This window comes from Shewanella sp. KX20019, assembly GCF_016757755.1.
In the GTDB taxonomy this organism is placed as follows: Bacteria; Pseudomonadota; Gammaproteobacteria; order Enterobacterales; family Shewanellaceae; genus Shewanella.
Genome location: NZ_CP068437.1, coordinates 5,062,954 through 5,088,476 on the forward strand (window position 1 = coordinate 5,062,954; position 25,523 = coordinate 5,088,476).

10 protein-coding genes and 5 rRNA genes are annotated in these 25,523 nt (G+C 46.1%); 4 read left to right on the forward strand and 11 right to left on the reverse strand.

What is annotated here, in order from left to right; translation table 11 throughout:
• Positions 1 to 305: 305 nt before the first annotated feature.
• Entirely contained in the window at positions 306 to 2,861 is a 2,556-nt protein-coding gene (locus tag JK628_RS21905) for a penicillin-binding protein 1A (RefSeq protein ID WP_202287001.1), read from the forward strand.
• 93 nt (positions 2,862 to 2,954) lie between these two features.
• Here JK628_RS21905 and argH read toward each other — a convergent pair whose 3' ends face one another.
• The 5 genes from argH to argC form a co-directional block, all read right to left on the reverse strand.
• A complete protein-coding gene (argH, locus tag JK628_RS21910; RefSeq protein ID WP_202287002.1) occupies positions 2,955 to 4,322 on the reverse strand; it encodes an argininosuccinate lyase in 1,368 nt (455 codons plus the stop codon).
• Positions 4,323 to 4,409: 87 nt separating this feature from the next.
• A complete protein-coding gene (locus JK628_RS21915; RefSeq protein ID WP_202287003.1) occupies positions 4,410 to 5,639 on the reverse strand; it encodes an argininosuccinate synthase in 1,230 nt (409 codons plus the stop codon).
• A 68-nt stretch (positions 5,640 to 5,707) separates the two neighbouring features.
• Complete coding sequence (locus tag JK628_RS21920; RefSeq protein WP_202287004.1) at positions 5,708 to 6,616, reverse strand: ornithine carbamoyltransferase; 909 nt, start codon at positions 6,614 to 6,616, stop codon at positions 5,708 to 5,710.
• A 12-nt stretch (positions 6,617 to 6,628) separates the two neighbouring features.
• The gene (gene argB / locus JK628_RS21925) at positions 6,629 to 7,435 is read right to left on the reverse strand and encodes an acetylglutamate kinase (RefSeq protein WP_202287005.1); all 807 of its coding nucleotides are present in this window, start codon (positions 7,433 to 7,435) and stop codon (positions 6,629 to 6,631) included.
• A gap of 17 nt (positions 7,436 to 7,452) precedes the next feature.
• A complete protein-coding gene (gene argC / locus JK628_RS21930) occupies positions 7,453 to 8,442 on the reverse strand; it encodes an N-acetyl-gamma-glutamyl-phosphate reductase (protein ID WP_202287006.1) in 990 nt (329 codons plus the stop codon).
• 275 nt (positions 8,443 to 8,717) lie between these two features.
• Between argC and argE the strand changes: the two genes are divergently transcribed.
• From argE to JK628_RS21945, 3 genes are all read left to right on the forward strand, one after another.
• On the forward strand, positions 8,718 to 9,869 hold the full coding sequence (gene argE, locus JK628_RS21935) for an acetylornithine deacetylase (protein WP_202287007.1): 1,152 nt from the start codon (positions 8,718 to 8,720) through the stop codon (positions 9,867 to 9,869).
• 169 nt (positions 9,870 to 10,038) lie between these two features.
• On the forward strand, positions 10,039 to 12,675 hold the full coding sequence (gene ppc / locus JK628_RS21940) for a phosphoenolpyruvate carboxylase (protein ID WP_202287008.1): 2,637 nt from the start codon (positions 10,039 to 10,041) through the stop codon (positions 12,673 to 12,675).
• A complete protein-coding gene (locus JK628_RS21945) occupies positions 12,675 to 13,217 on the forward strand; it encodes a DUF1439 domain-containing protein (protein WP_202287009.1) in 543 nt (180 codons plus the stop codon). Before ppc ends, JK628_RS21945 begins: the two co-directional genes overlap by 1 nt.
• 45 nt (positions 13,218 to 13,262) lie before the next feature.
• Here JK628_RS21945 and JK628_RS21950 read toward each other — a convergent pair whose 3' ends face one another.
• The 6 genes from JK628_RS21950 to JK628_RS21975 form a co-directional block, all read right to left on the reverse strand.
• Positions 13,263 to 14,537 (reverse strand): CinA family nicotinamide mononucleotide deamidase-related protein, encoded by a 1,275-nt coding sequence (locus JK628_RS21950; protein WP_202287010.1) that lies wholly within the window; start codon positions 14,535 to 14,537, stop codon positions 13,263 to 13,265.
• Positions 14,538 to 15,210: 673 nt separating this feature from the next.
• Positions 15,211 to 15,326 (reverse strand): 5S ribosomal RNA (gene rrf / locus JK628_RS21955).
• Positions 15,327 to 15,497: 171 nt separating this feature from the next.
• Positions 15,498 to 18,402: ribosomal RNA gene (locus JK628_RS21960) — 23S ribosomal RNA — on the reverse strand.
• Positions 18,403 to 18,799: 397 nt separating this feature from the next.
• Positions 18,800 to 20,342: ribosomal RNA gene (locus JK628_RS21965) — 16S ribosomal RNA — on the reverse strand.
• Positions 20,343 to 21,940: 1,598 nt separating this feature from the next.
• A 5S ribosomal RNA gene (gene rrf, locus JK628_RS21970) occupies positions 21,941 to 22,056 on the reverse strand.
• Positions 22,057 to 22,227: 171 nt separating this feature from the next.
• Positions 22,228 to 25,132, reverse strand: a 23S ribosomal RNA gene (locus tag JK628_RS21975).
• Together the 16S, 23S and 5S rRNA genes form the textbook arrangement of a ribosomal RNA operon.
• Between the last annotated feature and the right edge of the window lie 391 nt (positions 25,133 to 25,523).

Below are 25,523 nucleotides of genomic sequence, written 5' to 3' on the forward strand. Positions count from 1 at the left end.
TCGAGTACAACACATAATAAAATGCCACTCAGCCGGTGTGCTCGAGTAAAACATGAGCATCAGAGTCGCTCATAGCAAGGGTTTCACAGCGCTTACAAAACCAGCTATTCAAAAACTTAGCAGCTAGATCCGAAGGCGCCGTAGCTTCTACTTAAACCATCGCCCTATAAGTGTTTTTATAAGTGGGTTAGACAGCTATAAATGCCCATTGTATTAATCAAAGCATTAATACTTAGTCTTTTACTTCACCATTCCTCCAACGGCTTATATACTACGGGTCTTATTTATATTCATGGAATCTTCCTTTGAAGTGGTTAAAACGTCTTGTTATTGCTTTTTTTAGCCTAGGGCTACTTGGCATCGGTGCCATTGTGGCGGCATATTTTTATGTGCTTCCAGACCTGCCCGATGTCACCACACTTAAGACGGTAAAACTGCAAACGCCACTTAGAATTTATAGTAGCGACGGCAAGCTGATCTCCCAGTTTGGTGAGAAACGTCGAATTCCAGTCCATTATGATGATGTTCCAGAACAGTTAATAAATGCTGTACTCGATACCGAAGACGCTCGTTTCTTTGAGCATCGAGGCATTGATCCTATTGGTATCATCCGCGCCGCAGTTATCTTGGTCACTACAGGCAAAAAGAGTCAGGGAGCGAGTACCATCACTCAACAGGTCGCCCGTGGTTTCTTTTTAACCCGAGATAAAACCTACATACGTAAGACCAAAGAAATTTTTCTGGCATTGAAAATTGAAAAGGCGCTCAACAAACAAGAGATTTTAACGCTTTACCTTAACCGCTCTTTCTTAGGAAACCGTGCTTATGGTGTTGGAGCCGCCGCTCAAGTTTATTACGGCAAAGAGTTAAGCGAATTAACCTTGCCAGAAATGGCAATGATTGCAGGTTTGCCTCAATCACCATCTGCAGCAAACCCAATTAGAAACGCTAGCCGCGCACTTAACCGTCGTAACTGGGTGCTCAGCCGCATGCTTGAAAAACGTAATATCACTCAAGCTCAGTATGAGGAAGCGATACAAGCACCTATCACCGCTAAGTACCACGGCGCAGTCATCGATTTGTATGCACCTTATATCTCAGAAATGGCCCGTGACTACTTAGTTGAAAAATATGGTGAAGAGGAAGCCTATACTGGTGGCTACGATATCTATACCACTGTTGACTCAAAACTACAGCTTGATGCTCAAAAAGCCCTGCGTCATAACGTTTATTCCTACGATGAACGCCATGGCTACCGCGGACGCACCAAAGTACTTTGGAGTGAAACGCCTTTAGAAGTCGAAGAGATAAAAACTAAGTTAAAGCAAACGGGCTCATTCCAAGGCATGTATCCCGCGGCTGTAATGTCTATCGAGGGGCAAACCGCGAAAGTAATGACAGCGAAAGGAGACATTTACGATCTCCCTTGGGACGGCATTAAGTGGGCCCGTAAGTTCATCACCAATAAACGCCAAGGCAAAGCGCCTAAACTTGCATCCGATGTATTAACTGCAGGTCAGCAAGTATGGATCCGCAATAATGGTGATATTTGGCAATTGAGCCAGGTGCCACTGGTAGCCAGTGCGATTGTATCGATAGATCCTCAAAACGGCGCTATCAAAAATTTAGTGGGTGGCTTTAGCTTTTATACCAGTCAATATAACCGTGTCACACAAGCTAAGCGCCAATTGGGCTCTAACATTAAGCCGTTTATCTATACCGCCGCATTAGAGAAAGGCTACACCTTGTCGACACTTATCAACAATGCACCAATAAATAAGCCCGATACTCGACAAGGCACGGCATGGCGTCCAAAGAACTCTCCAGATGTCTATGGTGGCCCAACAAGGCTACGTGTTGGTTTAGCACAATCTATCAATGTTATGTCAGTGCGAGCCATGCGTTATAGCGGGCTTGATGCCACCATTGCACAACTTGTTAAATTTGGTTTTGATCCTGCAGATCTTCCTCGTAATGAATCAATTGCGCTAGGCTCACCTTCGGTGACACCGCTACAAGTGGTGACTGCATTTTCAACATTTGCTAATGGTGGCTATCTGGTTGAGCCCTATTTTATTGAAAAAATAGAGTCTGCTAATGGCGATCTATTTGAAGCTGCTAATCCGACGTTAGCCTGTACTCCAGTTATCCCTGAGCAACCGTTAGCAGAAGATCCATTTGCTGCGATGGCAAATGAATTCCAAACTGACATAGACACCAAGCAAGAATCGGAAGTCACTACCAACCCGATTCAATGTGGCAGCGATGACTCACGCTTTGCACCAAGAATCATTTCAGAGCAAACCGCCTTCCTTATTACTGAATCGCTAAAAAGTGTTATTTGGGGCGGTGGAAATTGGAGCAAGGGTACCGGCTGGAATGGCACCGCATGGCGTGCAGCACGAGTGGTAAAACGTCGTGATATTGCCGGTAAAACAGGTACTACCAACGAATCACGCGATACCTGGTTTAGTGGCTTTAACCCTAAGCTCGCCACTACAGTTTGGGTGGGCTTTGATGATCACGGTCAAGAGTTAGGTCGCACTAGCTGGAACGCTAACGGTGCCAAAGATCAAATATCACTCGCTGAAGCTGGCGCTAAAACAGCTGGGCCAGCTTGGAATGAGTTTATGAAAGATGCCTTAGCAGGCACGCCTGTAGTACCAACGACTCCACCAGAGGGGATTGTTTCTGCTCGAATCGATTTAGCCACTGGTAAATTGACGCGTAAGACAGACTACACCAGCAAATTTGAGTACTTTATTGCTGGCACTGAGCCAACTGAATATGTCACCGAGCAAGAGGAAGATAATAGCGATATCTTTATCGATAAGTCTGAGGAAGAAGATCTGTTTCAATAAAGTAACAACGCTCAAAAAGGCGGCTATTTCATTGAGAAATAGCCGCCTTTTTGAGCGTTGATTTAACTAACCTAAACTAGAGTTAAGCGATCATTAGCTCGACTGCTTTACCGTTAATGCCGACTTAACCTGCACTAGCGATGTTCCACCTAAGGCTTCACGCTTCGCCAAGCATGATTCAATCGTTAGACACTCATAAACATCGGCTTCAATGATGTCGCTAAAGCCTTGCAACTCTGCTAATGGCAGATCTTCAAGCGGTGTTTGCTTAGCAATGGCTGTTACAACTGCCTCACCGACAACGTGGTGCGCTTCTCTAAATGGCATTCCTTTCGCGACGAGGTAATCAGCCAATTCAGTAGAGTTAGCATAGCCTTGCTGCGCGGCAATCAGTGTTCTTGCGCGATTCACTTGCAATCCACTAAGCACTAGTGCCGCCATCTCTAAACAGATCCCCCAGCTATCCATTACATCAAATAACCCCTCTTTGTCCTCTTGCATATCTTTGTTGTATGCCAACGGTAATGCTTTCATTGTCGTGAGAATACCCACTAAGCTGCCATAGACCCGACCTGTTTTGCCTCTAATAAGCTCAAGCGCGTCGGGGTTTTTCTTCTGCGGCATCAATGAAGAACCAGAGGTGACCTCGTCATCCAATTCGATAAAGCCTGCTTCACCGCTGTTAAAGAAAATCAAGTCTTCTGCCATTCGGCTCAGGTGCATCATGCTTATTGATGCATCACTGCAGATCTCAACCACATGATCTCTGTCAGATACTGTATCGAGGCTATTAAGTGTTGGTCCAGCAAAGCCTAATGACTCTGCAAGCTTAACTCTATCCATAGGATAAGCGGTTCCCGCCAATGCCCCTGTACCTAATGGGCAAGTGTCAGCACGTTTCAATGCATCTTGTAAACGGCTTATATCACGCTCAAACATCTCAACATAGGCAAGACACCAGTGACCGAATAACACCGGCTGTGCTCTTTGCAGATGAGTATAACCAGGCATAACTGCATCGATTTCACGTTCTGCTAGCGCAATAAGCGCCGATCTGAGCTTAGCCAGTAGCTCAAGTTGTTGTTGACCCTCTTTTTTACACCAAAGCTTAAGATCGGTAGCGACCTGATCATTACGTGAACGCCCAGTATGTAACTTCTTGCCTAAATCACCCACTTTAGCGATAAGTGACTGCTCAACAAAACTATGAATATCTTCAGCGCCAGAAGCAATAATCAACTGTGGATTATCTGACGTTTCTAGCAATAGCTCATTGAGCGCAGCATGCAGCTGCGTACACTCATCGGCAGTTAAAATACCCACTTGTGTAATAGCACTGGCCCAAGCGATTGAACCTTGAACATCTTGCTCTATGAGTCGGAAGTCCACTGGCAAAGAGTCGTTAAAAAGTTTGAACAGCGCACTGCTCTCTTGGCTAAATCTACCGCCCCATAGTGCCATTTTGGCTTCCTCTTAAATGCTGGGCGGACATCTCTGTCCGCCGAATAGTTCTAAAAATTTAAAATCACTAATCTATCAATGTCGACGCTATTTATTGTGATTGTGTAACGCTCTGATCCGGCTCGAAAGCGAATACAAACGGATAAAGCCTTCAGCATCTTTCTGGTTATAAACATCATCGTCGCCAAAAGTGGCAAACTCTTCTGAATATAGGCTGTTAGGCGAACGTTTTTTCACTGCGCTAGCTTGGCCTTTGTAGAGCTTAATAATAACTTCGCCGTTAACGAGATCCGCGAGTGGTTTCGATGCTCCAAGCAGTGACTCACAAAGCGGTGTAAACCAACGACCGTCATAGACGAGGTGTGCCATTTGTGCGCCAACTTGTTCACGCCATTCACGGCTTGTTTTATCAAGTACTAATTCTTCAATGGCACGCAGTGCAGCGTACATTACCGTGCCACCAGGGGTTTCATAACAACCACGGGACTTCATTCCAACAAGTCTATTCTCGGTAATATCAATTCTGCCAACACCATGAGCACCAGCAACTTCATTCAGTACCATGAGTGCTTTGTAAGGTGAAAGTGCTTCACCGTTCACCTTGGTGATCTTGCCTTGTTCAATTTCTATTGCGACATACTCAGGCGCATTTGGCGCATCTTCAGGTGCAACTGTCATGGTCCACACACCCTTAGTTGGCTCGTTCCATGGATCTTCTAGCTCGCCACCTTCATGAGAAATATGCCAGGCATTGGCATCACGACTATAAATCTTAGTCACTGAAGAGGTCGTTTCGATATTACGCTCGGCAAGATAATCGAGCAGATCTTCCCGGCTAACCATCTCCCATTCACGCCATGGAGCAATGACCTTTAAGTCTGGTGCTAGCGCAGCAAAACAACCTTCGAAACGCACCTGATCGTTACCCTTGCCAGTGCAGCCGTGACAAACAGCATCAGCGCCAACTTTACGTGCGACCTCGACCTGTGCCTTTGCAATAATCGGTCTTGCCATAGACGTCCCTAGGAGATAGGTCCCTTCATAAATCGCCCCTGTCGCGATGGTCGGGTAGATATAATCAGCCACCAGCTCCTCTTTTAAATCGACGATATGGCACTCTGATGCGCCCGATTTAATCGCCTTTTCGTGCAAACCTTCAAGTTCTGCGTCACCTTGGCCAACATCGGCACAAAAGGCAATAATTTCACAGTTATCATAGGTCTCTTTAAGCCAAGGAATAATGGCTGAGGTGTCGAGGCCGCCTGAATACGCTAGCACGACTTTTTTAACATCTGTTTTCGTAGCTTTGATTGACATATCTACTTCCTAATTCTTGATATTTTTTCGTCGAAGACTCAACGAAATATAAATTCATTAACTTGCTGTTACTGACCTAATAAGGTCACCAGTACTGCATTTTGTGCATGCATACGGTTCTCTGCTTGATGCAGTATTAACGATCCTGCGCCATCGACAATCTCAGTTGTTGCTTCAACTTCTCGATAAGCAGGTAGGCAATGCATAAAGTGTTTTGCACCTGCCGCAGCCATCAATTCGGCGTTCACTTGGTAAGGTTTAAACTTCGCTTCAATCTCTTCCATTGAAGCGCTGTCCCCCATAGAGATCCATGTATCAGTATAGATAGCATCATGGCCAGCGATAGCTTCAACGTCAGAACTCAGTACTAAGGTTCCGCCATGTTTTGCGGCTAATGCTTGTGCTTCACAAACAACCTTGCCATCAGGGAAATGCCCAGGTGGGCACAAGACCGTCATATGAGCACCAAGAATCGCAGCGCCAAACATCAATGAATGGGTCACATTATTACCATCACCGACATAGGCTAGCCTTACTTTACTCACGTCTTCATATTGCTCTGACAACGTCAAAAAGTCTGCCAAGCCCTGACACGGATGGTAAAGATCGGACAGTGCATTTACGACTGGTACAGTGCCATGTTCAGCTAACTGCTCTATGGTTGAGTGCAAAAACGTACGCGCCACGATGGCATCAGCCCAGCAGGAGATGTTTGCTGCAAAATCAGATACGGGTTCACGTTTTCCTAATGCACCATTTTGTTGGTCAAGATATAGACAATGACCGCCCAACTTATTAATACCGATATCAAAGCTGACTCGGGTTCTTAATGATGGCTTCTCGAACAGCATGACGACACTCTTGCCGTCTAATGCTTTTCTATAATCGGCAGGATTGGCCTTGATATTTTTTGCTAGTGTTAGCAGGTCCAAAAGTTGCTGCTGGGATAGATCTTTAATTGATAATAAATGGTCCATGAAACCGCTCTCCTAAGGTTGAATCTGAGTACCAACGGTTTCACCGTTGCTTAATGCAATAAGTTGTTCGGCATGACGCCAAGATGCAATTTGCACCGCTTGCCCCATCGACTCAGCGACTTCGAGTGCTGCTTCGACTTTTACTTTCATGCCCTTCTCAATCACACCAATCTTAGTGAGTGCGGCAATCTCAGCTCGATTCAAACTGCTGATCAATTGTCCTTTGCCATCGAGTACGCCCGACACATCAGACAGCAATACAAGATTTCCGCCAACAAGTTTAGCCAAAGATGTGGCTGCTTGGTCTGCATTGACATTAAGCATCTCGCCCTTAGCACTAATAGCGATGGAACTAACAATGGGCATCCAACCTTTCGTCAGTACAAACTCAAGATAGCTCGCATCATTGGGTTCTACTTCACCGACGAGTCCCAGCTGTGGGTCTTTAATACTTGCCGTCATCATATCCGCATCCGCTAAGCTCATGCCTAAGCAAGTAATGCCCGCCTTAATCGCAGCTGCTTGCAGTATTTTATTTGATGTTCCAGCAAGTGCACCGACAATGACAGGGACTTGTTCAGCAGGTGTCACACGTAGTCCATCCAGTTTTTCGGTCACCATGTTATTGGCTTTAAGCTGCTCATCGACTAAGCAACCTCCGCCATGCACCATAATCAGCGGTTGACCATCAGCGATAATTTTTGCAGCCGTTTCCATTAAACGAGCCATGCCCATGTCACACTGCAATAATGCACCACCCACTTTTAATACCATCACAGGTTTGGATTTTGTATTGCTATCTGTATTTAATGTTGCCATATCTGACTCCAAACCGGTTAATTTAACAACCTTTTAAAATGAATCTTTATGCACTGCAAGGCTTGGCTCGCGGCACCCTTCATTAAGTTATCTATTGCGCTAGATACCACTAGATAATTTGTTTCGGCGTCATACTTCCAACCGATAAGGCAATTTGGTGTTTGTACCACATCATCAATCTTAGGAAATTGGTTCTGCTTTACTGTCACAAGTGGCGCATCGTCATAGCACTGGTAGGCAGCCTCAATATCTTTGGCTGTTGTGCCTTGAGCTAACTTCACCGTAATAGTGGCAAGAATGCCGCGTTTGAAATTGCCTAGATGAGGCGTAAAGATGACTTCCTGCCCGAGCTGCGTTGCAATCTCAGGTTGATGTCGATGACCCAGCACACCATATGGCGTTAAGCTGACTTCACAAAAACTAGTATGTAGCTGTGCTTTTCTACCCGCACCCGTCACACCGCTGATAGCATTAATCACCGGGAAAACATCTGTCAGTAAATGAGATAAGGGCTTTAACGCTGTAAGTGATGCCGTTGGATAACAACCCGGTACCGCAATCATTTTACTGCTAGCAATTTTGTCTGCATTCCATTCCGCTAAACCATAAACCGCATCAGCAAGAACTTGTGGGTATTCATGAGTAAAACCATACCACTTAGGGTATTTATCTAATGCTTCGAAACGATATGCGCCACTCAGGTCGAAGACCACCAGCCCTTGTTGATAGAACCAAGCTGCAAGGTGCAGACTGACCACGTGGTCAGTCGCTAATACTACAGCATCCGCCTGTGCAACTATGACTGCTTTAGCATCATCGGTTAATGGGCTTAAACAAAAATTTATATGACTGTAGCTAGGGTAAAGTTCAGCAAGAGGTTTACCTTTATCTAAGCTGTTTTCAGATACATAAAGGCCTTGAATGGATAAGTCCGCTTCAGCATTTATGAGAGCAGTGATTTGTGCGCCGGTATACCCGCTAGCACCAATAATGGCTATATTTTTCATAGTCTATGACTTTAAAACCTTTATCTTGAATTTAGATGACAAAACGAAAAAAAGAGTGGGCACAACTTAAGCCCTGGCTTAACACCATTAAAGACAAGTTTATCGTCGCAGGAATTGGGTAGGATTGACCTTAATATTTAATAATTGAACTAGGTTAAACATATATACTCTCATTTATAGGCCATCAAAATATGGTACTTATCTTAGCTGTTTGATAGACTAACACACAAAATTAATTATGCAATATAATTGAATATATATTTGAGTATTATTTAATGACTACATTACCTGATATAAAGAGTAGCTTCACTCAGCTAATCGCAGCACCTTCAATAAGTGCATTAGAAGTGCAGCATGACATGAGCAACAAAGCCGTCATTGCGCTATTACATAGTTGGTTTACCGATTTAGGCATGAACTGCCAAGCACAGCCCGTTGCCAACACCCGTGATAAGCACAACTTTGTTGCCTCTTTTGGCAGCGGTAAAGGTGGATTATTACTGGCTGGGCACACCGATACAGTACCGTTTGATGAGGGGCGCTGGAGTCAAGACCCTTTCCAACTAGTTGAAAAGAATGACCGTTGGTACGGTTTAGGCACTTGCGATATGAAGGGTTTTTTTGCTTTAGTGTTAGAAGCCTTAAAAGAGCTGCCAATGGATAAGTTCAAACGCCCCTTGCATATATTGGCTAGCGCGGATGAAGAAACCACTATGAATGGTGCTAAGGCTTTTGCCGCCGCTAAATCCATCAGCCCCGATTACGCCATTATTGGCGAACCTACCAGTCTAAAGCCTGTTTATATGCATAAAGGTCATTTTACTCAAGGCATAAGAGTAACAGGTCGTAGTGGCCATTCATCTGATCCTGCTAAAGGCTTAAACGCTATCGAGGTTATGCATTTAGTTACTGGGCAATTGCTAAAACTCAAACAGCACTTAGCAGATAACTATCGCGAAAATGCTTTTAGCGTCCCCTACCCAACCATGAACTTTGGCCATATTCACGGCGGTGATGCTGCCAATAGAATTTGCGGCTGCTGCGATCTACATATCGATCTTCGTCCAATTCCAGGCCTGGCACTTGAGGATTTAGAGCTAATGGTTGCTAACTACTTGGCACCAGTCTCTAGTCAGTACCCTGGTTGCATTAGCGTTGCACCGCTATACCCTGGCTCGGAGCCATTTGCAGAGAATAAAGAGGCTAGTTGGAGTAAGCTCGTTGCGCAACTGTCAGATAATGAACTTGAAGTCGTCAACTATGCAACTGAGGCTCCCTATATTCGCCAACTTGGTTGTCAAACTTTAGTACTCGGTCCAGGCAGTATCGAGCAAGCCCACCAGCCAGACGAGTATCTTGACCTGCATTATATCAATCGCACTAAACAGCTATTAAAAGAACTGATATATCATGCCTGTATAAAATAACTCATGTTGTTAAGGCAGATATTTAGTCCAAACTAATTCTAAGCGCCATAATTAATGGATTGAAAGGTGAGGTAGAGCACATTCAGACACGATAACCCAAACCAGATCATTGCCTAGTGCACAGTCGCTAGGTATTGTGATCGATTAGCTTACTAATAATGGAGCACGTATGGTTGATATGTATGCGTCGCTAAGGTCGAACGTTGGCACCTTAGGACAGATTTTAGGTGACACTATTCGCACCGATCTCGATGACACTTTCCTAGACAAAATCGAACAGATCCGCCATCTCTCTAAAAGTTCACGCCAGGGTAACGATGCCGCCCGCGAAGAGATGCTTACCCTACTCTCCTCTTTGAGTGATGATGAACTTGTACCATTTGCCAAAGCTTTTAACCAATTCCTAAACTTGGCCAATATTGCCGAGCAGTTTCACACCATTAGCCGTAACTGTGATGAACTAGTGTGTGTTCCAGACCCAGTAGAGCAGCTGCTAGGGAGAATGCTAGGTGGTAATATCGATCAAGAGAAGATGCTCGACTGCTTAAAGAGCCTCGATATCGATTTGGTGCTAACCGCCCACCCTACTGAGATTTCACGACGCACACTGATCCAGAAGTATTCCGCTGTCGTTGATTCACTCACCGCGTTAGAGAACACCCAATTAACTGAGCAAGAGAAGAAACAACACCATCTGCGTTTACGTCAACTTATCGCGCAAATTTGGCATACCAATGAGATCCGCAATGAGCGACCAACCCCCGTTGATGAAGCTCGCTGGGGCTTAAGCACTATTGAAGTGTCGTTATGGCAAGCTATCCCCGACTTTTTAAGGCAATTAAACCAGCAGGTAGAAGAGCGTACAAATACTCAACTTCCCATTGATATTGCGCCAGTAAGATTCTCCAGTTGGATGGGTGGCGATCGTGATGGTAATCCATTTGTTACTTCCGTGGTTACTCAAGAAGTTCTTGATAGAAACCGTCATACTGCCGCCAGACTTTACCTTAAAGACGTGGTACTTCTGGTCAATGATCTGTCGATGGAAACCGCAAATAACGAGTTGCTTGCATACACTAACAACAGTAACGAACCCTATCGTGACGTACTCAAATGCCTGCGACAGAAGCTAAGAAAAACCATCGATTACCTCAATGCCAGACTTGAAGGTCATCACCCTGAAGTTGACTTAAATGACATCATCTGGGAAGAGAAAGATCTTAAAGAACCACTGATGATGCTTTATAAGAGTCTAAGTGATAGCGGTATGAGCCTGATTGCCAATGGTCTACTCCTCGATATGCTGCGCCGCATCGCCTGTTTTGGTATACACATGCTCAGGCTCGATATCCGTCAAGATGCGCAGCGTCACGCAGATGTCATTGCAGAGTTAACGCGATATTTAGGCTTGGGTGATTACGCACATTGGGGAGAGGCAGAAAAACAGTCCTTTCTACTAAGAGAGCTCACCAGCAAGCGCCCATTGATCCCGGCGACATGGCAAGGGTCTGATGATGTAGCAGAAGTACTCAGGACCTGTCGCTTAATCGCTACACAACCAGCACGAGCAATGGGCTCTTACGTTATATCGATGGCCAGCCAGCCGTCAGACGTACTCACCGTATTACTATTGCTTAAAGAAACCGGTTGCCCTCATCCGATGCGAGTGGTGCCACTGTTTGAAACCTTAGATGACCTAAATAATGCCTCTCAATGCATGTCTTCACTCTTTAGCATTGATTGGTATCGCGGATACACTAAGGGGATCCAAGAGGTCATGATTGGTTATTCTGACTCCGCAAAAGATGCAGGGGTGATGGCAGCAGCTTGGGCACAATATAGCGCACAAGAAAAGCTGCTTGCTGTGAGCCAAGATGCCGATATTAAGCTAACACTATTCCATGGACGTGGCGGCACTATCGGCCGTGGAGGCGGACCAGCACATGAGGCTATTTTATCTCAACCTCCTGGTTCTGTAGACGGCCGTATTCGCGTCACAGAGCAGGGTGAGATGATCCGCTTTAAGTTTGGTCTGCCTAAGTTGGCAGTACAGAGCCTAGCCTTGTATACATCAGCTGTAATGGAAGCGACTTTACTCCCACCACCAGAGCCTAAACCAGAGTGGCGTCGCTGTATGGAGCAACTTGCTGACGAATCTGTACTGGCTTATCGTGCCATCGTTAGAGATGAGCCAGATTTTGTATCTTACTTCCGCGCAGCTACGCCAGAAGTAGAGTTAGGTAAACTACCTTTAGGTAGCCGACCAGCCAAGCGTCGAGTTGATGGTGGGATTGAAAGTTTACGTGCTATCCCTTGGATATTTGCCTGGTCTCAAAATCGCTTAATGTTGCCAGCCTGGCTAGGTGCAGGCGAAGCCTTGAAAGCCGCCTCACAACGAGGTGAACTGCCTCTATTGCAAGAGATGGAGCAACAGTGGCCTTTCTTTAAAACACGTATCTCCATGCTTGAAATGGTTTACGCCAAAGCCGAACCTAACTTGGCAAAATATTATGAGGCCTGCTTAGTCCCCGAAGAACTACACCATCTAGGCGTTCAATTACGTGAACGTCTAGCGATTGGTGTAGAAGCAGTGCTTGAGCTTACTCAATCTGAAAGCTTAATGGCACACACCCCTTGGAATAGAGAATCAGTCGAATTAAGGAATCCCTATATTGATCCTCTCAACTTCCTGCAAGCAGAACTATTAGCCCGTACTCGCCGTGAGGAGGAAACGTCTAAAAATGTACAGCTAGCACTCATGTTAACAATTGCAGGGGTGGCAGCAGGAATGAGAAACACTGGCTAATGAAATTACTCAATATTGCTCTATGCGGTTTATTACTATTATTGACTGGCTGTGTCAGTCAATACAGTATTACCGAAAAGGAATTAGAAGGTTATCTTAGTGACGAAATGCATTTTGAGATCAAGCAGGGTAATCAAATATTTGGTATTGATCTCAAGGTTAATGATATTGATGTCACTTTAGGTGAGAAGCCAGACACTATGGCAGTAATGGCTTCAACTCGCGTCAAGGTGCGTAATCCAATGTTACCCATTAGTGCCGATATAACTGCAAAATTTGAAGCACAACCTTGGTACGATGCAAGTAACAATAGTGTTTACCTGCGGAACCTAAATTTGGTAAAAGTAGAGTCTCAGCCTAAAGATATTGAGAAAGCGATTGGCTCAATAGCGCCTCAACTAATGGGATTTTTAACTCAATTTTTAGAGACTCAACCTGTTTATGTACTCGATACAAAAGAATCAAATCAGGCCCTTATCGCTGAAATGACAAAGCGTATTGAAGTTAAGCCGGGTAAACTAGTGTTAGTGTTTGACGAATAGATCCTGATTACGGCAGCAATGAGTTTTTCATCGCTGCCGTTTTCTCTATTTATTGAATCTAGTGATTGAACCGTAGTCAACAATTACCGCTTCACCTAGTAACTCTCTGCGCAGCATATCAAACGCAACAGCAGTACTTAAGCTGCGAACCAAATCACGCGAACGTCTCGGTAGTTTAATCATCTGGCTATAAACCCCACCCTTGGTAGCCAACGCTATGGCAACTGTTCCTACAGGCTTATCATCAGTACCGCCAGTAGGGCCTGCTACGCCGCTAGTGGCTAACGCATAGTCGCTATCGAGTATGCCTCTTGCCCCTTTGGCCATCTCCTCCACTGTCGCTATAGATACTGCGCCATGATCGTCCAAGGTTTCTGCATTGACACCCAATACCCTGACTTTTGACTCATTGCTATAAGTCACAAGCCCTTGATCAAAATAGGATGAACTTCCTGCAAACGAGACCAACTGGCTAGCAATCATTCCCCCCGTGCAAGACTCGGCAGCACTAAGACTCTTTCCAGAACTAACTAATAACGAATGGATCTCTTCCGCTAAGCTCTTTTTATTATCGGCCACAATCGCAGTACCTAACAAAAAGCGGATCTGTGCTTCGACCTTATCCAACTCGCTTATTGCTGATTTACCACGCGCAAACAACTTAATCTCAATATGTGGCATTGAACTGCGATAACCAATGGTTATTCCCTCCGGCAAAATAATGGTTTCTAGCGCATCAGCTAGGGATGATTCCCCTTGCCCTAACGTTAAGTACTTACGTAGCGAAACATCGCCGGCGATCTCAAACCTTTCTTTAATAAACGGTACAAACTGCTCTTTAACCATCTGCTTAAATTCGAATGGCACCCCAGGGGTAAAAAACAACCAAGCCCGATTAAGCTTAACTGCAAACCCACATGCCGTTCCGACAGGGTTATCAATCATAATTGCAGACTCAGGCAATAATGCTTGTTTAAGGTTACTCTCAGCCATAACTCGTCCATTACGAGTAAACCAATCCTCTAAACGTTCGCGCCATAGGCAGTTCTCCACTAACGGTTCACCTTTAGCTAATGCCATCGCCTCAGAGGACAAGTCATCACTTGTTGGGCCTAAGCCGCCATTGACAACAATGACGTCAGCTTCCGTACTTCGCTCCTTGAAAACAGCGACTAAATCTTCAAGTCGATCACCTACAGTAATCCGACGTTGGCACTCGACACCATGTTCCATCAAAGTGTTTGCAAACCATGCTGCATTGGTATCAACAATCTGACCCGCTAATACTTCTTCACCTGTACAAATCATTTCTAATTTCATTGGACAATCCCTAGCGATTAATTGCAGTTAAATTAGGAGAGGTCAGCAGTAATAGCAATAACCAATTGAGATTAATTAGCTTTATTAACGTGAATATGGCTTTACGCGGCAAAATAGAAAAAGGATCGACGCAATCGAAATTCTTAGGTTTCAAATTATCTTCTAACTTTCTTAAGTTATGCAAAAACCATTGCATTGCAGCGTGTTATTCATCTCTTGCGAGACCAATATAGGAAAGAGTCGGTGCGGAGATAAATTACTATTTATCATTCTGCTGGGGGTACATGTTCATATCAGACACACTACCGTCAATAGCAATACTCAGAATCATTAAGTCACCCACACTGCTATAAATGCCAAAACTCAGAGTCATTAATCCATGCACATAACGACTCAAAATCACAAATCGGAGACATAAAATAGCCCGTTGCGCTAGCAACAGGCTATTCACTCTCTTACGAGACCGATCTTAGAAAGAGTCGCGTCTGGAAATGAGCTACTCCTTATTATCCTCCTCAAAGTGGACACATGGGCATATTGACCACATAGCTATAAATGCCAATACTCAGAGTCATTAAACCCTGCATGTAATGGCTCAAAACCACAAATCGCAGACGTAAAAAAGCCCGTTGCGTTAGCAACGGGCTTAATACTCTCTTTCGAGAAATTAGGCGCCTGGAAATGACCTACTCTCACATGGGGAAACCCCACACTACCATCGGCGATACTGTGTTTCACTTCTGAGTTCGGAATGGGATCAGGTGGGACCACAGCTCTATGGTTTCCAGACAAATTTGGCTATTACTTTCAGCTTTTAAAAAGCTAAAGGTAAAAAGTTTAGAAAGCTGATACTCGCTACCGCAAGTAATATTAAATTATTGAGTCTTACACACACATTAAGTGCTTCTAATTCTGGTTTCTGTCGAAACATCAGTCTCATACAAAACCCATCAGGGTTGTATGGTTAAGCCTCACGAGTCATTAGTACAGGTTAGCTCAACGCCTCACAACGCTTACACACCCTGCCTATCAACGTCCTAGTCTCGAACGGCTCTTTAGAGGAATTAAATTCCTAGGGATGACTCATCTTAGGACTCGCTTCCCGCTTAGATGCTTTCAGCGGTTATCGATTCCGAACGTAGCTACCGGGCAATGCTATTGGCATAACAACCCGAACACCAGCGGTTCGTCCACTCCGGTCCTCTCGTACTAGGAGCAGCTTCCTTCAATCATCCAACGCCCACGGCAGATAGGGACCGAACTGTCTCACGACGTTCTGAACCCAGCTCGCGTACCACTTTAAATGGCGAACAGCCATACCCTTGGGACCGACTTCAGCCCCAGGATGTGATGAGCCGACATCGAGGTGCCAAACACCGCCGTCGATATGAACTCTTGGGCGGTATCAGCCTGTTATCCCCGGCGTACCTTTTATCCGTTGAGCGATGGCCCTTCCATACAGAACCACCGGATCACTATGACCTACTTTCGTACCTGCTCGACGTGTATGTCTCGCAGTTAAGCTGGCTTATGCCATTGCACTAACCGTACGATGTCCGACCGTACTTAGCCAACCTTCGTGCTCCTCCGTTACTCTTTGGGAGGAGACCGCCCCAGTCAAACTACCCACCAGGCACTGTCCCGAACCCCGATTCAGGGGCCGCGGTTAGAACATCAAAACTACAAGGGTGGTATTTCAAGGTTGACTCCACTTCATCTAGCGACAAAGCTTCAAAGTCTCCCACCTATCCTACACATGTAGGTTCAATGTTCAGTGCCAAGCTATAGTAAAGGTGCACGGGGTCTTTCCGTCTAGCCGCGGGTATACGGCATCTTCACCGCAATTTCAACTTCACTGAGTCTCGGCTGGAGACAGCGTGGCCATCATTACGCCATTCGTGCAGGTCGGAACTTACCCGACAAGGAATTTCGCTACCTTAGGACCGTTATAGTTACGGCCGCCGTTTACCGGGGCTTCGATCATGAGCTTCTCCGAAGATAACCCAATCAATTAACCTTCCGGCACCGGGCAGGCGTCATACCGTATACTTCCTCTTGCGAGTTTGCACAGTACTGTGTTTTTGATAAACAGTTGCAGCCACCTGGTATCTGCGACTGCCAACAGCTTAGGGAGCAAGTCCCATCACCGTCGGCAGCGTACCTTCTCCCGAAGTTACGGTACCATTTTGCCTAGTTCCTTCAGCCGAGTTCTCTCAAGCGCCTTGGTATTCTCTACCCAACCACCTGTGTCGGTTTGGGGTACGATTCCTACTAACCTGAAGCTTAGAAGATTTTCCTGGAAGCATGGCATCAACTACTTCAGTCCCTTAGGACCTCGTCATCAACTCTCAGCATTGCAATTTAATGCGTATTCCCGGATTTGCCTAAGAATACTGCCTACAGCCTTAAACGCGGACAACCAACGCCGCGCTAGCCTAGCCTTCTCCGTCTCTCCATCGCAGTTAGCAGAAGTACAGGAATATTAACCTGTTTCCCATCGACTACGCCTTTCGGCCTCGCCTTAGGGGTCGACTCACCCTGCCCTGATTAACATTGGACAGGAACCCTTGGTCTTTCGGCGAGGGAGTTTTTCACTCCCTTTATCGTTACTCATGTCAGCATTCGCACTTCTGATACGTCCAGTGTGGGTTACCCCTTCACCTTCAACCGCTTACAGAACGCTCCTCTACCGCTTGCTAGTAAACTAGCAAACCCATAGCTTCGGTGTATTGCTTAGCCCCGTTAAATCTTCCGCGCAGGCCGACTCGACTAGTGAGCTATTACGCTTTCTTTAAATGATGGCTGCTTCTAAGCCAACATCCTAGCTGTCTAAGCCTTCCCACATCGTTTCCCACTTAGCAATAACTTTGGGACCTTAGCTGATGGTCTGGGTTGTTTCCCTTTTCACGACGGACGTTAGCACCCGCCGTGTGTCTCCCGTATAGTACTCATTGGTATTCGGAGTTTGCAAAGGGTTGGTAAGTCGGGATGACCCCCTAGCCTTAACAGTGCTCTACCCCCAATGGTATTCGTACGAGGCGCTACCTAAATAGCTTTCGAGGAGAACCAGATATCTCCCGGTTTGATTGGCCTTTCACCCCCAGCCACAAGTCATCCGCTCATTTTTCAACATAAGTCGGTTCGGTCCTCCAGTTGATGTTACTCAACCTTCAACCTGCCCATGGCTAGATCACCGGGTTTCGGGTCTACACCTTGCAACTAAACGCGCAGTTAACACTCGGTTTCCCTACGGCTCCGCTATTCGCTTAACCTCGCTACAAAATGTAAGTCGCTGACCCATTATACAAAAGGTACGCAGTCACGGTCTCAAGAACCGCTCCCACTGCTTGTACGTATACGGTTTCAGGTTCTATTTCACTCCCCTCACAGGGGTTCTTTTCGCCTTTCCCTCACGGTACTGGTTCACTATCGGTCAGTCAGGAGTATTTAGCCTTGGAGGATGGTCCCCCCATGTTCAGACAAGATGTCACGTGTCCCGTCCTACTCGTTTTCACGTAAAGTTAGTTTTCATGTACGGGGCTATCACCCTGTGCCGCTGTGCTTTCCAACACATTCCACTAACACCCTCTACGCTTAAGGGCTAATCCCCGTTCGCTCGCCGCTACTAGGGGAATCTCGGTTGATTTCTTTTCCTCCGGGTACTTAGATGTTTCAGTTCCCCGGGTTTGCCTCACAACACTATGTATTCATGTTGTAATACTCACTTATGTGAGTGGGTTTCCCCATTCGGACATCGTTAGCTCAAATGCTTGTTACTAGCTCGCCAACGCTTTTCGCAAGTTACTACGTCCTTCATCGCCTCTGACTGCCAAGGCATCCACCATATACGCTTAGTCACTTAACCATACAACCCAAATAAGTCTCTATGAGAAATAATCGTTGTTTCAAGCGGGTAAGCTCAAAACAGTCGTATCGTAACTAATGGTTTCTACTTTCGCCAAAATTAGAATTTTTAACTCGTAACCGTTAAGTCACAAGCCAAGACACTTAATGTTTAAGTGTTTAGAACTCAATTTTTTAATTTCGCGCTAATCCTATAAATAACAATACGATAAATCGTAACTGCTATCCCTTTCAGATTAACACTATCAGCTTTCCAAATTTTTAAAGAACGATATCACTGCAACAAGGCAGGATATTTTGTCGCTCACCTCAACTCAATTAAGAGATAAGGAGAACAAGCAATCTGTGTGGACACTCAAACGTATTTGCATACTTCAGATGCGAGTTAGTCGTATAGGTAAGGAGGTGATCCAGCCCCAGGTTCCCCTAGGGCTACCTTGTTACGACTTCACCCCAGTCATGAACCACACCGTGGTAAACGCCCTCCCGAAGGTTAAGCTATCTACTTCTGGTGCAGCCCACTCCCATGGTGTGACGGGCGGTGTGTACAAGGCCCGGGAACGTATTCACCGTAGCATTCTGATCTACGATTACTAGCGATTCCGACTTCACGGAGTCGAGTTGCAGACTCCGATCCGGACTACGACCGGCTTTGTGAGATTAGCTCCACCTCGCGGCTTTGCAACCCTCTGTACCGGCCATTGTAGCACGTGTGTAGCCCTACTCGTAAGGGCCATGATGACTTGACGTCGTCCCCACCTTCCTCCGGTTTATCACCGGCAGTCTCCCTAAAGTTCCCACCATTACGTGCTGGCAAATAAGGATAAGGGTTGCGCTCGTTGCGGGACTTAACCCAACATTTCACAACACGAGCTGACGACAGCCATGCAGCACCTGTCTCATAGTTCCCGAAGGCACACCAAAATCTCTTTCGGCTTCTATGGATGTCAAGAGTAGGTAAGGTTCTTCGCGTTGCATCGAATTAAACCACATGCTCCACCGCTTGTGCGGGCCCCCGTCAATTCATTTGAGTTTTAACCTTGCGGCCGTACTCCCCAGGCGGTCTACTTAATGCGTTAGCTTGAGAACCCAGTGTTCAAGACACCAAATTCCGAGTAGACATCGTTTACGGCGTGGACTACCAGGGTATCTAATCCTGTTTGCTCCCCACGCTTTCGTACATGAGCGTCAGTCTTTGTCCAGGGGGCCGCCTTCGCCACCGGTATTCCTTCAGATCTCTACGCATTTCACCGCTACACCTGAAATTCTACCCCCCTCTACAAGACTCTAGTTTGCCAGTTCGAAATGCAGTTCCCAGGTTGAGCCCGGGGCTTTCACATCTCGCTTAACAAACCGCCTGCGTACGCTTTACGCCCAGTAATTCCGATTAACGCTTGCACCCCTCGTATTACCGCGGCTGCTGGCACGAAGTTAGCCGGTGCTTCTTCTGCGAGTAACGTCACAGCTGTTGGTTATTAACCAACAACCTTTCCTCCTCGCTGAAAGTACTTTACAACCCGAAGGCCTTCTTCATACACGCGGCATGGCTGCATCAGGCTTTCGCCCATTGTGCAATATTCCCCACTGCTGCCTCCCGTAGGAGTCTGGACCGTGTCTCAGTTCCAGTGTGGCTGATCATCCTCTCAGACCAGCTAGGGATCGTCGCCTTGGTGAGCCATTACCTCACCAACTAGCTAATCCCGCCTAGGTTCATCCAATCGCGGAAGGCCCGAAGGTCCCCTCCTTTCCCCCGTAGGGCGTATGCGGTATTAGCAGTCGTTTCCAACTGTTATCCCCCTCGATTGGGCAGATACCTAGGTATTACTCACCCGTCCGCCGCTCGACACCTCAGGAGCAAGCTCCCTTGTGTTTCCGCTCGACTTGCATGTGTTAGGCCTGCCGCCAGCGTTCAATCTGAGCCATGATCAAACTCTTCAATTAAAGTTTTTTGCTTTACCCCGTTAAGAGCAAAGCGGCTCAATGAATTATACTGTTTTTCAAATATCCGAAGATATTCGAAGTTTACATATTGCTATGGTCACTCAGTGGTTCATTGAGTTAATATTTTGATTGCCGACATTCCGAAGAACAGAAGGCAATTTCGAATAACTCAACACCTGTGAGTGCCCACACAGATTTGCTTGTCATATTGTTAAAGAGCGTGACATCAATCTTTCAGATGTCGCCGAAGACGCTAGGTCGTTGGCTTGAGGAGGCGTATTCTACACTCTCCAGTGTCGGCGTCAAGAGCTTATTTTAAGAAGTTTTTCAAGCGATGATTTCTTAATCACTCTCGTGAAATCAATCATTACCCGAAGCCCTTAAAGCGCTTGTCCCCTGAGGCTAATTTCCGAAGAAGTTAATCTCTCTAACACTGCTGCAAGTCCCGTGCTATCTAGCTTTTGCTAAGAGCGATTGGCCTGCTGTGCCGTGTCAGTGGATGCGCATTATAGGCAGTTCCTGACCAAGCGCAAGCGCTTTTATCAATTAAAACAACCTTTTTTAAAAGACACAGAATAACCACAACCTACCCACCACTTACCCCCAAGGTTATCCACAATAGTAGGCGAACCACAGAAAACACATTGAGATGGGATATATATCTTAGTCCATAATGAGCAACTTGCACGCTCCATAACTGAATAGTTTACGCTTTATTTTTAAGCGATTAATCCTCAGAAAGAGAGTCTTACACTCCACAGGCCGACTGTAGCCCACCTTGATTTTTACCTGACTTAATTTTACAGCTAACACCAGACAAACCACCAAGACACCATGTGAATAATCAGCCAGATCCACCCTATATTTTAATTAGATCTAAGATGTCTAAAGTCAGATAGGAAAATATGAACCTCATAAGCTCCAGCAAAAGTAGGATCCAGTATTCAAAGGAGTATAAAACGACTGTTGCTTATAGAAAGGGAAAGAGAAGTAGCCGTTCACACCTTAAGTGTGCCCTGCGCAGTTAAGATCTAGAGCCTGTGACTCAATTACAGGAGAACACAAACCAATGAACTGTACGTTTATCCTTGTAAAACTCACCTTCCAGCTGCATGAGTAGTAATATCCACTAATTAACAACTGGGTTTATACGTAGGCTTAGAATTAAAAAACACTAGATAGAGGGACACAAAAAGTGGCACATCACGGTCATGCTAGCGCTCTACTAGATCTAGTTAAATCGTAAAGCTGTTTTAGCTAGCAAGGTGGGGGGATCAAAGATATTAGCTCCCACACAGACGATTATTCTTGAGTGGAGGTAAACCATAAATCGCAGACGTAAAAAAAGCCCGTAGCGTTAGCAACGGGCTTAATACTCTCTTTCGAGACCGATATTAGAAAAAGTCGCGTCAGGAAATGAGCTACTCCTTATTATCCTCCTCAAAGTGGGCACATGGGCATATTGACCACATAGCTATAAATGCCAATACTCAGAGTCATTAAACCCTGCATGTAATGGCTCAAAACCACAAATCGCAGACGTAAAAAAGCCCGTTGCGTTAGCAACGGGCTTAATACTCTCTTTCGAGAAATTAGGCGCCTGGAAATGACCTACTCTCACATGGGGAAACCCCACACTACCATCGGCGATACTGTGTTTCACTTCTGAGTTCGGAATGGGATCAGGTGGGACCACAGCTCTATGGTTTCCAGACAAATTTGGCTATTACTTTCAGCTTTTAAAAAGCTAAAGGTAAAAAGTTTAGAAAGCTGATACTCGCTACCGCAAGTAATATTAAATTATTGAGTCTTACACACACATTAAGTGCTTCTAATTCTGGTTTCTGTCGAAACATCAGTCTCATACAAAACCCATCAGGGTTGTATGGTTAAGCCTCACGAGTCATTAGTACAGGTTAGCTCAACGCCTCACAACGCTTACACACCCTGCCTATCAACGTCCTAGTCTCGAACGGCTCTTTAGAGGAATTAAATTCCTAGGGATGACTCATCTTAGGACTCGCTTCCCGCTTAGATGCTTTCAGCGGTTATCGATTCCGAACGTAGCTACCGGGCAATGCTATTGGCATAACAACCCGAACACCAGCGGTTCGTCCACTCCGGTCCTCTCGTACTAGGAGCAGCTTCCTTCAATCATCCAACGCCCACGGCAGATAGGGACCGAACTGTCTCACGACGTTCTGAACCCAGCTCGCGTACCACTTTAAATGGCGAACAGCCATACCCTTGGGACCGACTTCAGCCCCAGGATGTGATGAGCCGACATCGAGGTGCCAAACACCGCCGTCGATATGAACTCTTGGGCGGTATCAGCCTGTTATCCCCGGCGTACCTTTTATCCGTTGAGCGATGGCCCTTCCATACAGAACCACCGGATCACTATGACCTACTTTCGTACCTGCTCGACGTGTATGTCTCGCAGTTAAGCTGGCTTATGCCATTGCACTAACCGTACGATGTCCGACCGTACTTAGCCAACCTTCGTGCTCCTCCGTTACTCTTTGGGAGGAGACCGCCCCAGTCAAACTACCCACCAGGCACTGTCCCGAACCCCGATTCAGGGGCCGCGGTTAGAACATCAAAACTACAAGGGTGGTATTTCAAGGTTGACTCCACTTCATCTAGCGACAAAGCTTCAAAGTCTCCCACCTATCCTACACATGTAGGTTCAATGTTCAGTGCCAAGCTATAGTAAAGGTGCACGGGGTCTTTCCGTCTAGCCGCGGGTATACGGCATCTTCACCGCAATTTCAACTTCACTGAGTCTCGGCTGGAGACAGCGTGGCCATCATTACGCCATTCGTGCAGGTCGGAACTTACCCGACAAGGAATTTCGCTACCTTAGGACCGTTATAGTTACGGCCGCCGTTTACCGGGGCTTCGATCATGAGCTTCTCCGAAGATAACCCAATCAATTAACCTTCCGGCACCGGGCAGGCGTCATACCGTATACTTCCTCTTGCGAGTTTGCACAGTACTGTGTTTTTGATAAACAGTTGCAGCCACCTGGTATCTGCGACTGCCAACAGCTTAGGAAGCAAGTTCCATCACCGTCGGCAGCGTACCTTCTCCCGAAGTTACGGTACCATTTTGCCTAGTTCCTTCAGCCGAGTTCTCTCAAGCGCCTTGGTATTCTCTACCCAACCACCTGTGTCGGTTTGGGGTACGATTCCTACTAACCTGAAGCTTAGAAGATTTTCCTGGAAGCATGGCATCAACTACTTCAGTCCCTTAGGACCTCGTCATCAACTCTCAGCATTGCAATTTAATGCGTATTCCCGGATTTGCCTAAGAATACTGCCTACAGCCTTAAACGCGGACAACCAACGCCGCGCTAGCCTAGCCTTCTCCGTCTCTCCATCGCAGTTAGCAGAAGTACAGGAATATTAACCTGTTTCCCATCGACTACGCCTTTCGGCCTCGCCTTAGGGGTCGACTCACCCTGCCCTGATTAACATTGGACAGGAACCCTTGGTCTTTCGGCGAGGGAGTTTTTCACTCCCTTTATCGTTACTCATGTCAGCATTCGCACTTCTGATACGTCCAGTGTGGGTTACCCCTTCACCTTCAACCGCTTACAGAACGCTCCTCTACCGCTTGCTAGTAAACTAGCAAACCCATAGCTTCGGTGTATTGCTTAGCCCCGTTAAATCTTCCGCGCAGGCCGACTCGACTAGTGAGCTATTACGCTTTCTTTAAATGATGGCTGCTTCTAAGCCAACATCCTAGCTGTCTAAGCCTTCCCACATCGTTTCCCACTTAGCAATAACTTTGGGACCTTAGCTGATGGTCTGGGTTGTTTCCCTTTTCACGACGGACGTTAGCACCCGCCGTGTGTCTCCCGTATAGTACTCATTGGTATTCGGAGTTTGCAAAGGGTTGGTAAGTCGGGATGACCCCCTAGCCTTAACAGTGCTCTACCCCCAATGGTATTCGTACGAGGCGCTACCTAAATAGCTTTCGAGGAGAACCAGATATCTCCCGGTTTGATTGGCCTTTCACCCCCAGCCACAAGTCATCCGCTCATTTTTCAACATAAGTCGGTTCGGTCCTCCAGTTGATGTTACTCAACCTTCAACCTGCCCATGGCTAGATCACCGGGTTTCGGGTCTACACCTTGCAACTAAACGCGCAGTTAACACTCGGTTTCCCTACGGCTCCGCTATTCGCTTAACCTCGCTACAAAATGTAAGTCGCTGACCCATTATACAAAAGGTACGCAGTCACGGTCTCAAGAACCGCTCCCACTGCTTGTACGTATACGGTTTCAGGTTCTATTTCACTCCCCTCACAGGGGTTCTTTTCGCCTTTCCCTCACGGTACTGGTTCACTATCGGTCAGTCAGGAGTATTTAGCCTTGGAGGATGGTCCCCCCATGTTCAGACAAGATGTCACGTGTCCCGTCCTACTCGTTTTCACGTAAAGTTAGTTTTCATGTACGGGGCTATCACCCTGTGCCGCTGTGCTTTCCAACACATTCCACTAACACCCTCTACGCTTAAGGGCTAATCCCCGTTCGCTCGCCGCTACTAGGGGAATCTCGGTTGATTTCTTTTCCTCCGGGTACTTAGATGTTTCAGTTCCCCGGGTTTGCCTCACAACACTATGTATTCATGTTGTGATACTCACTTATGTGAGTGGGTTTCCCCATTCGGACATCGTTAGCTCAAATGCTTGTTACTAGCTCGCCAACGCTTTTCGCAAGTTACTACGTCCTTCATCGCCTCTGACTGCCAAGGCATCCACCATATACGCTTAGTCACTTAACCATACAACCCAAATAAGTCTCTATGAGAAATAATCGTTGTTTCAAGCGGGTAAGCTCAAAACAGTCGTATCGTAACTAATGGTTTCTACTTTCGCCAAAATTAGAATTTTTAACTCGTAACCGTTAAGTCACAAGCCAAGACACTTAATGTTTAAGTGTTTAGAACTCAATTTTTTAATTTCGCGCTAATCCTATAAATAACAATACGATAAATCGTAGCTGCTATCCCTTTCAGATTAACACTATCAGCTTTCCAAATTTTTAAAGAACGATATCACTGCAACAAGGCAGGATATTTTGTCGCTCACCTCAACTCAATTAAGAGATAAGGAGAACAAGCAATCTGTGTGGACACTCAAACGTATTTGCATACTTCAGATGCGAGTTAGTCG

What these genes read in the sequence shown, in the direction of transcription:
- JK628_RS21950 (WP_202287010.1), bottom strand. Translation starts at nt 14,537, where the DNA reads ATGAAATTAGAAATGATTTGTACAGGTGAAGAAGTATTAGCGGGTCAG.
- argB (WP_202287005.1), bottom strand. Translation starts at nt 7,435, where the DNA reads ATGGCAACATTAAATACAGATAGCAATACAAAATCCAAACCTGTGATG.
- JK628_RS21945 (WP_202287009.1), top strand. Translation starts at nt 12,675, where the DNA reads ATGAAATTACTCAATATTGCTCTATGCGGTTTATTACTATTATTGACT.
- argC (WP_202287006.1), bottom strand. Translation starts at nt 8,442, where the DNA reads ATGAAAAATATAGCCATTATTGGTGCTAGCGGGTATACCGGCGCACAA.
- argE (WP_202287007.1), top strand. Translation starts at nt 8,718, where the DNA reads ATGACTACATTACCTGATATAAAGAGTAGCTTCACTCAGCTAATCGCA.
- JK628_RS21915 (WP_202287003.1), bottom strand. Translation starts at nt 5,639, where the DNA reads ATGTCAATCAAAGCTACGAAAACAGATGTTAAAAAAGTCGTGCTAGCG.
- JK628_RS21920 (WP_202287004.1), bottom strand. Translation starts at nt 6,616, where the DNA reads ATGGACCATTTATTATCAATTAAAGATCTATCCCAGCAGCAACTTTTG.
- argH (WP_202287002.1), bottom strand. Translation starts at nt 4,322, where the DNA reads ATGGCACTATGGGGCGGTAGATTTAGCCAAGAGAGCAGTGCGCTGTTC.
- ppc (WP_202287008.1), top strand. Translation starts at nt 10,039, where the DNA reads ATGGTTGATATGTATGCGTCGCTAAGGTCGAACGTTGGCACCTTAGGA.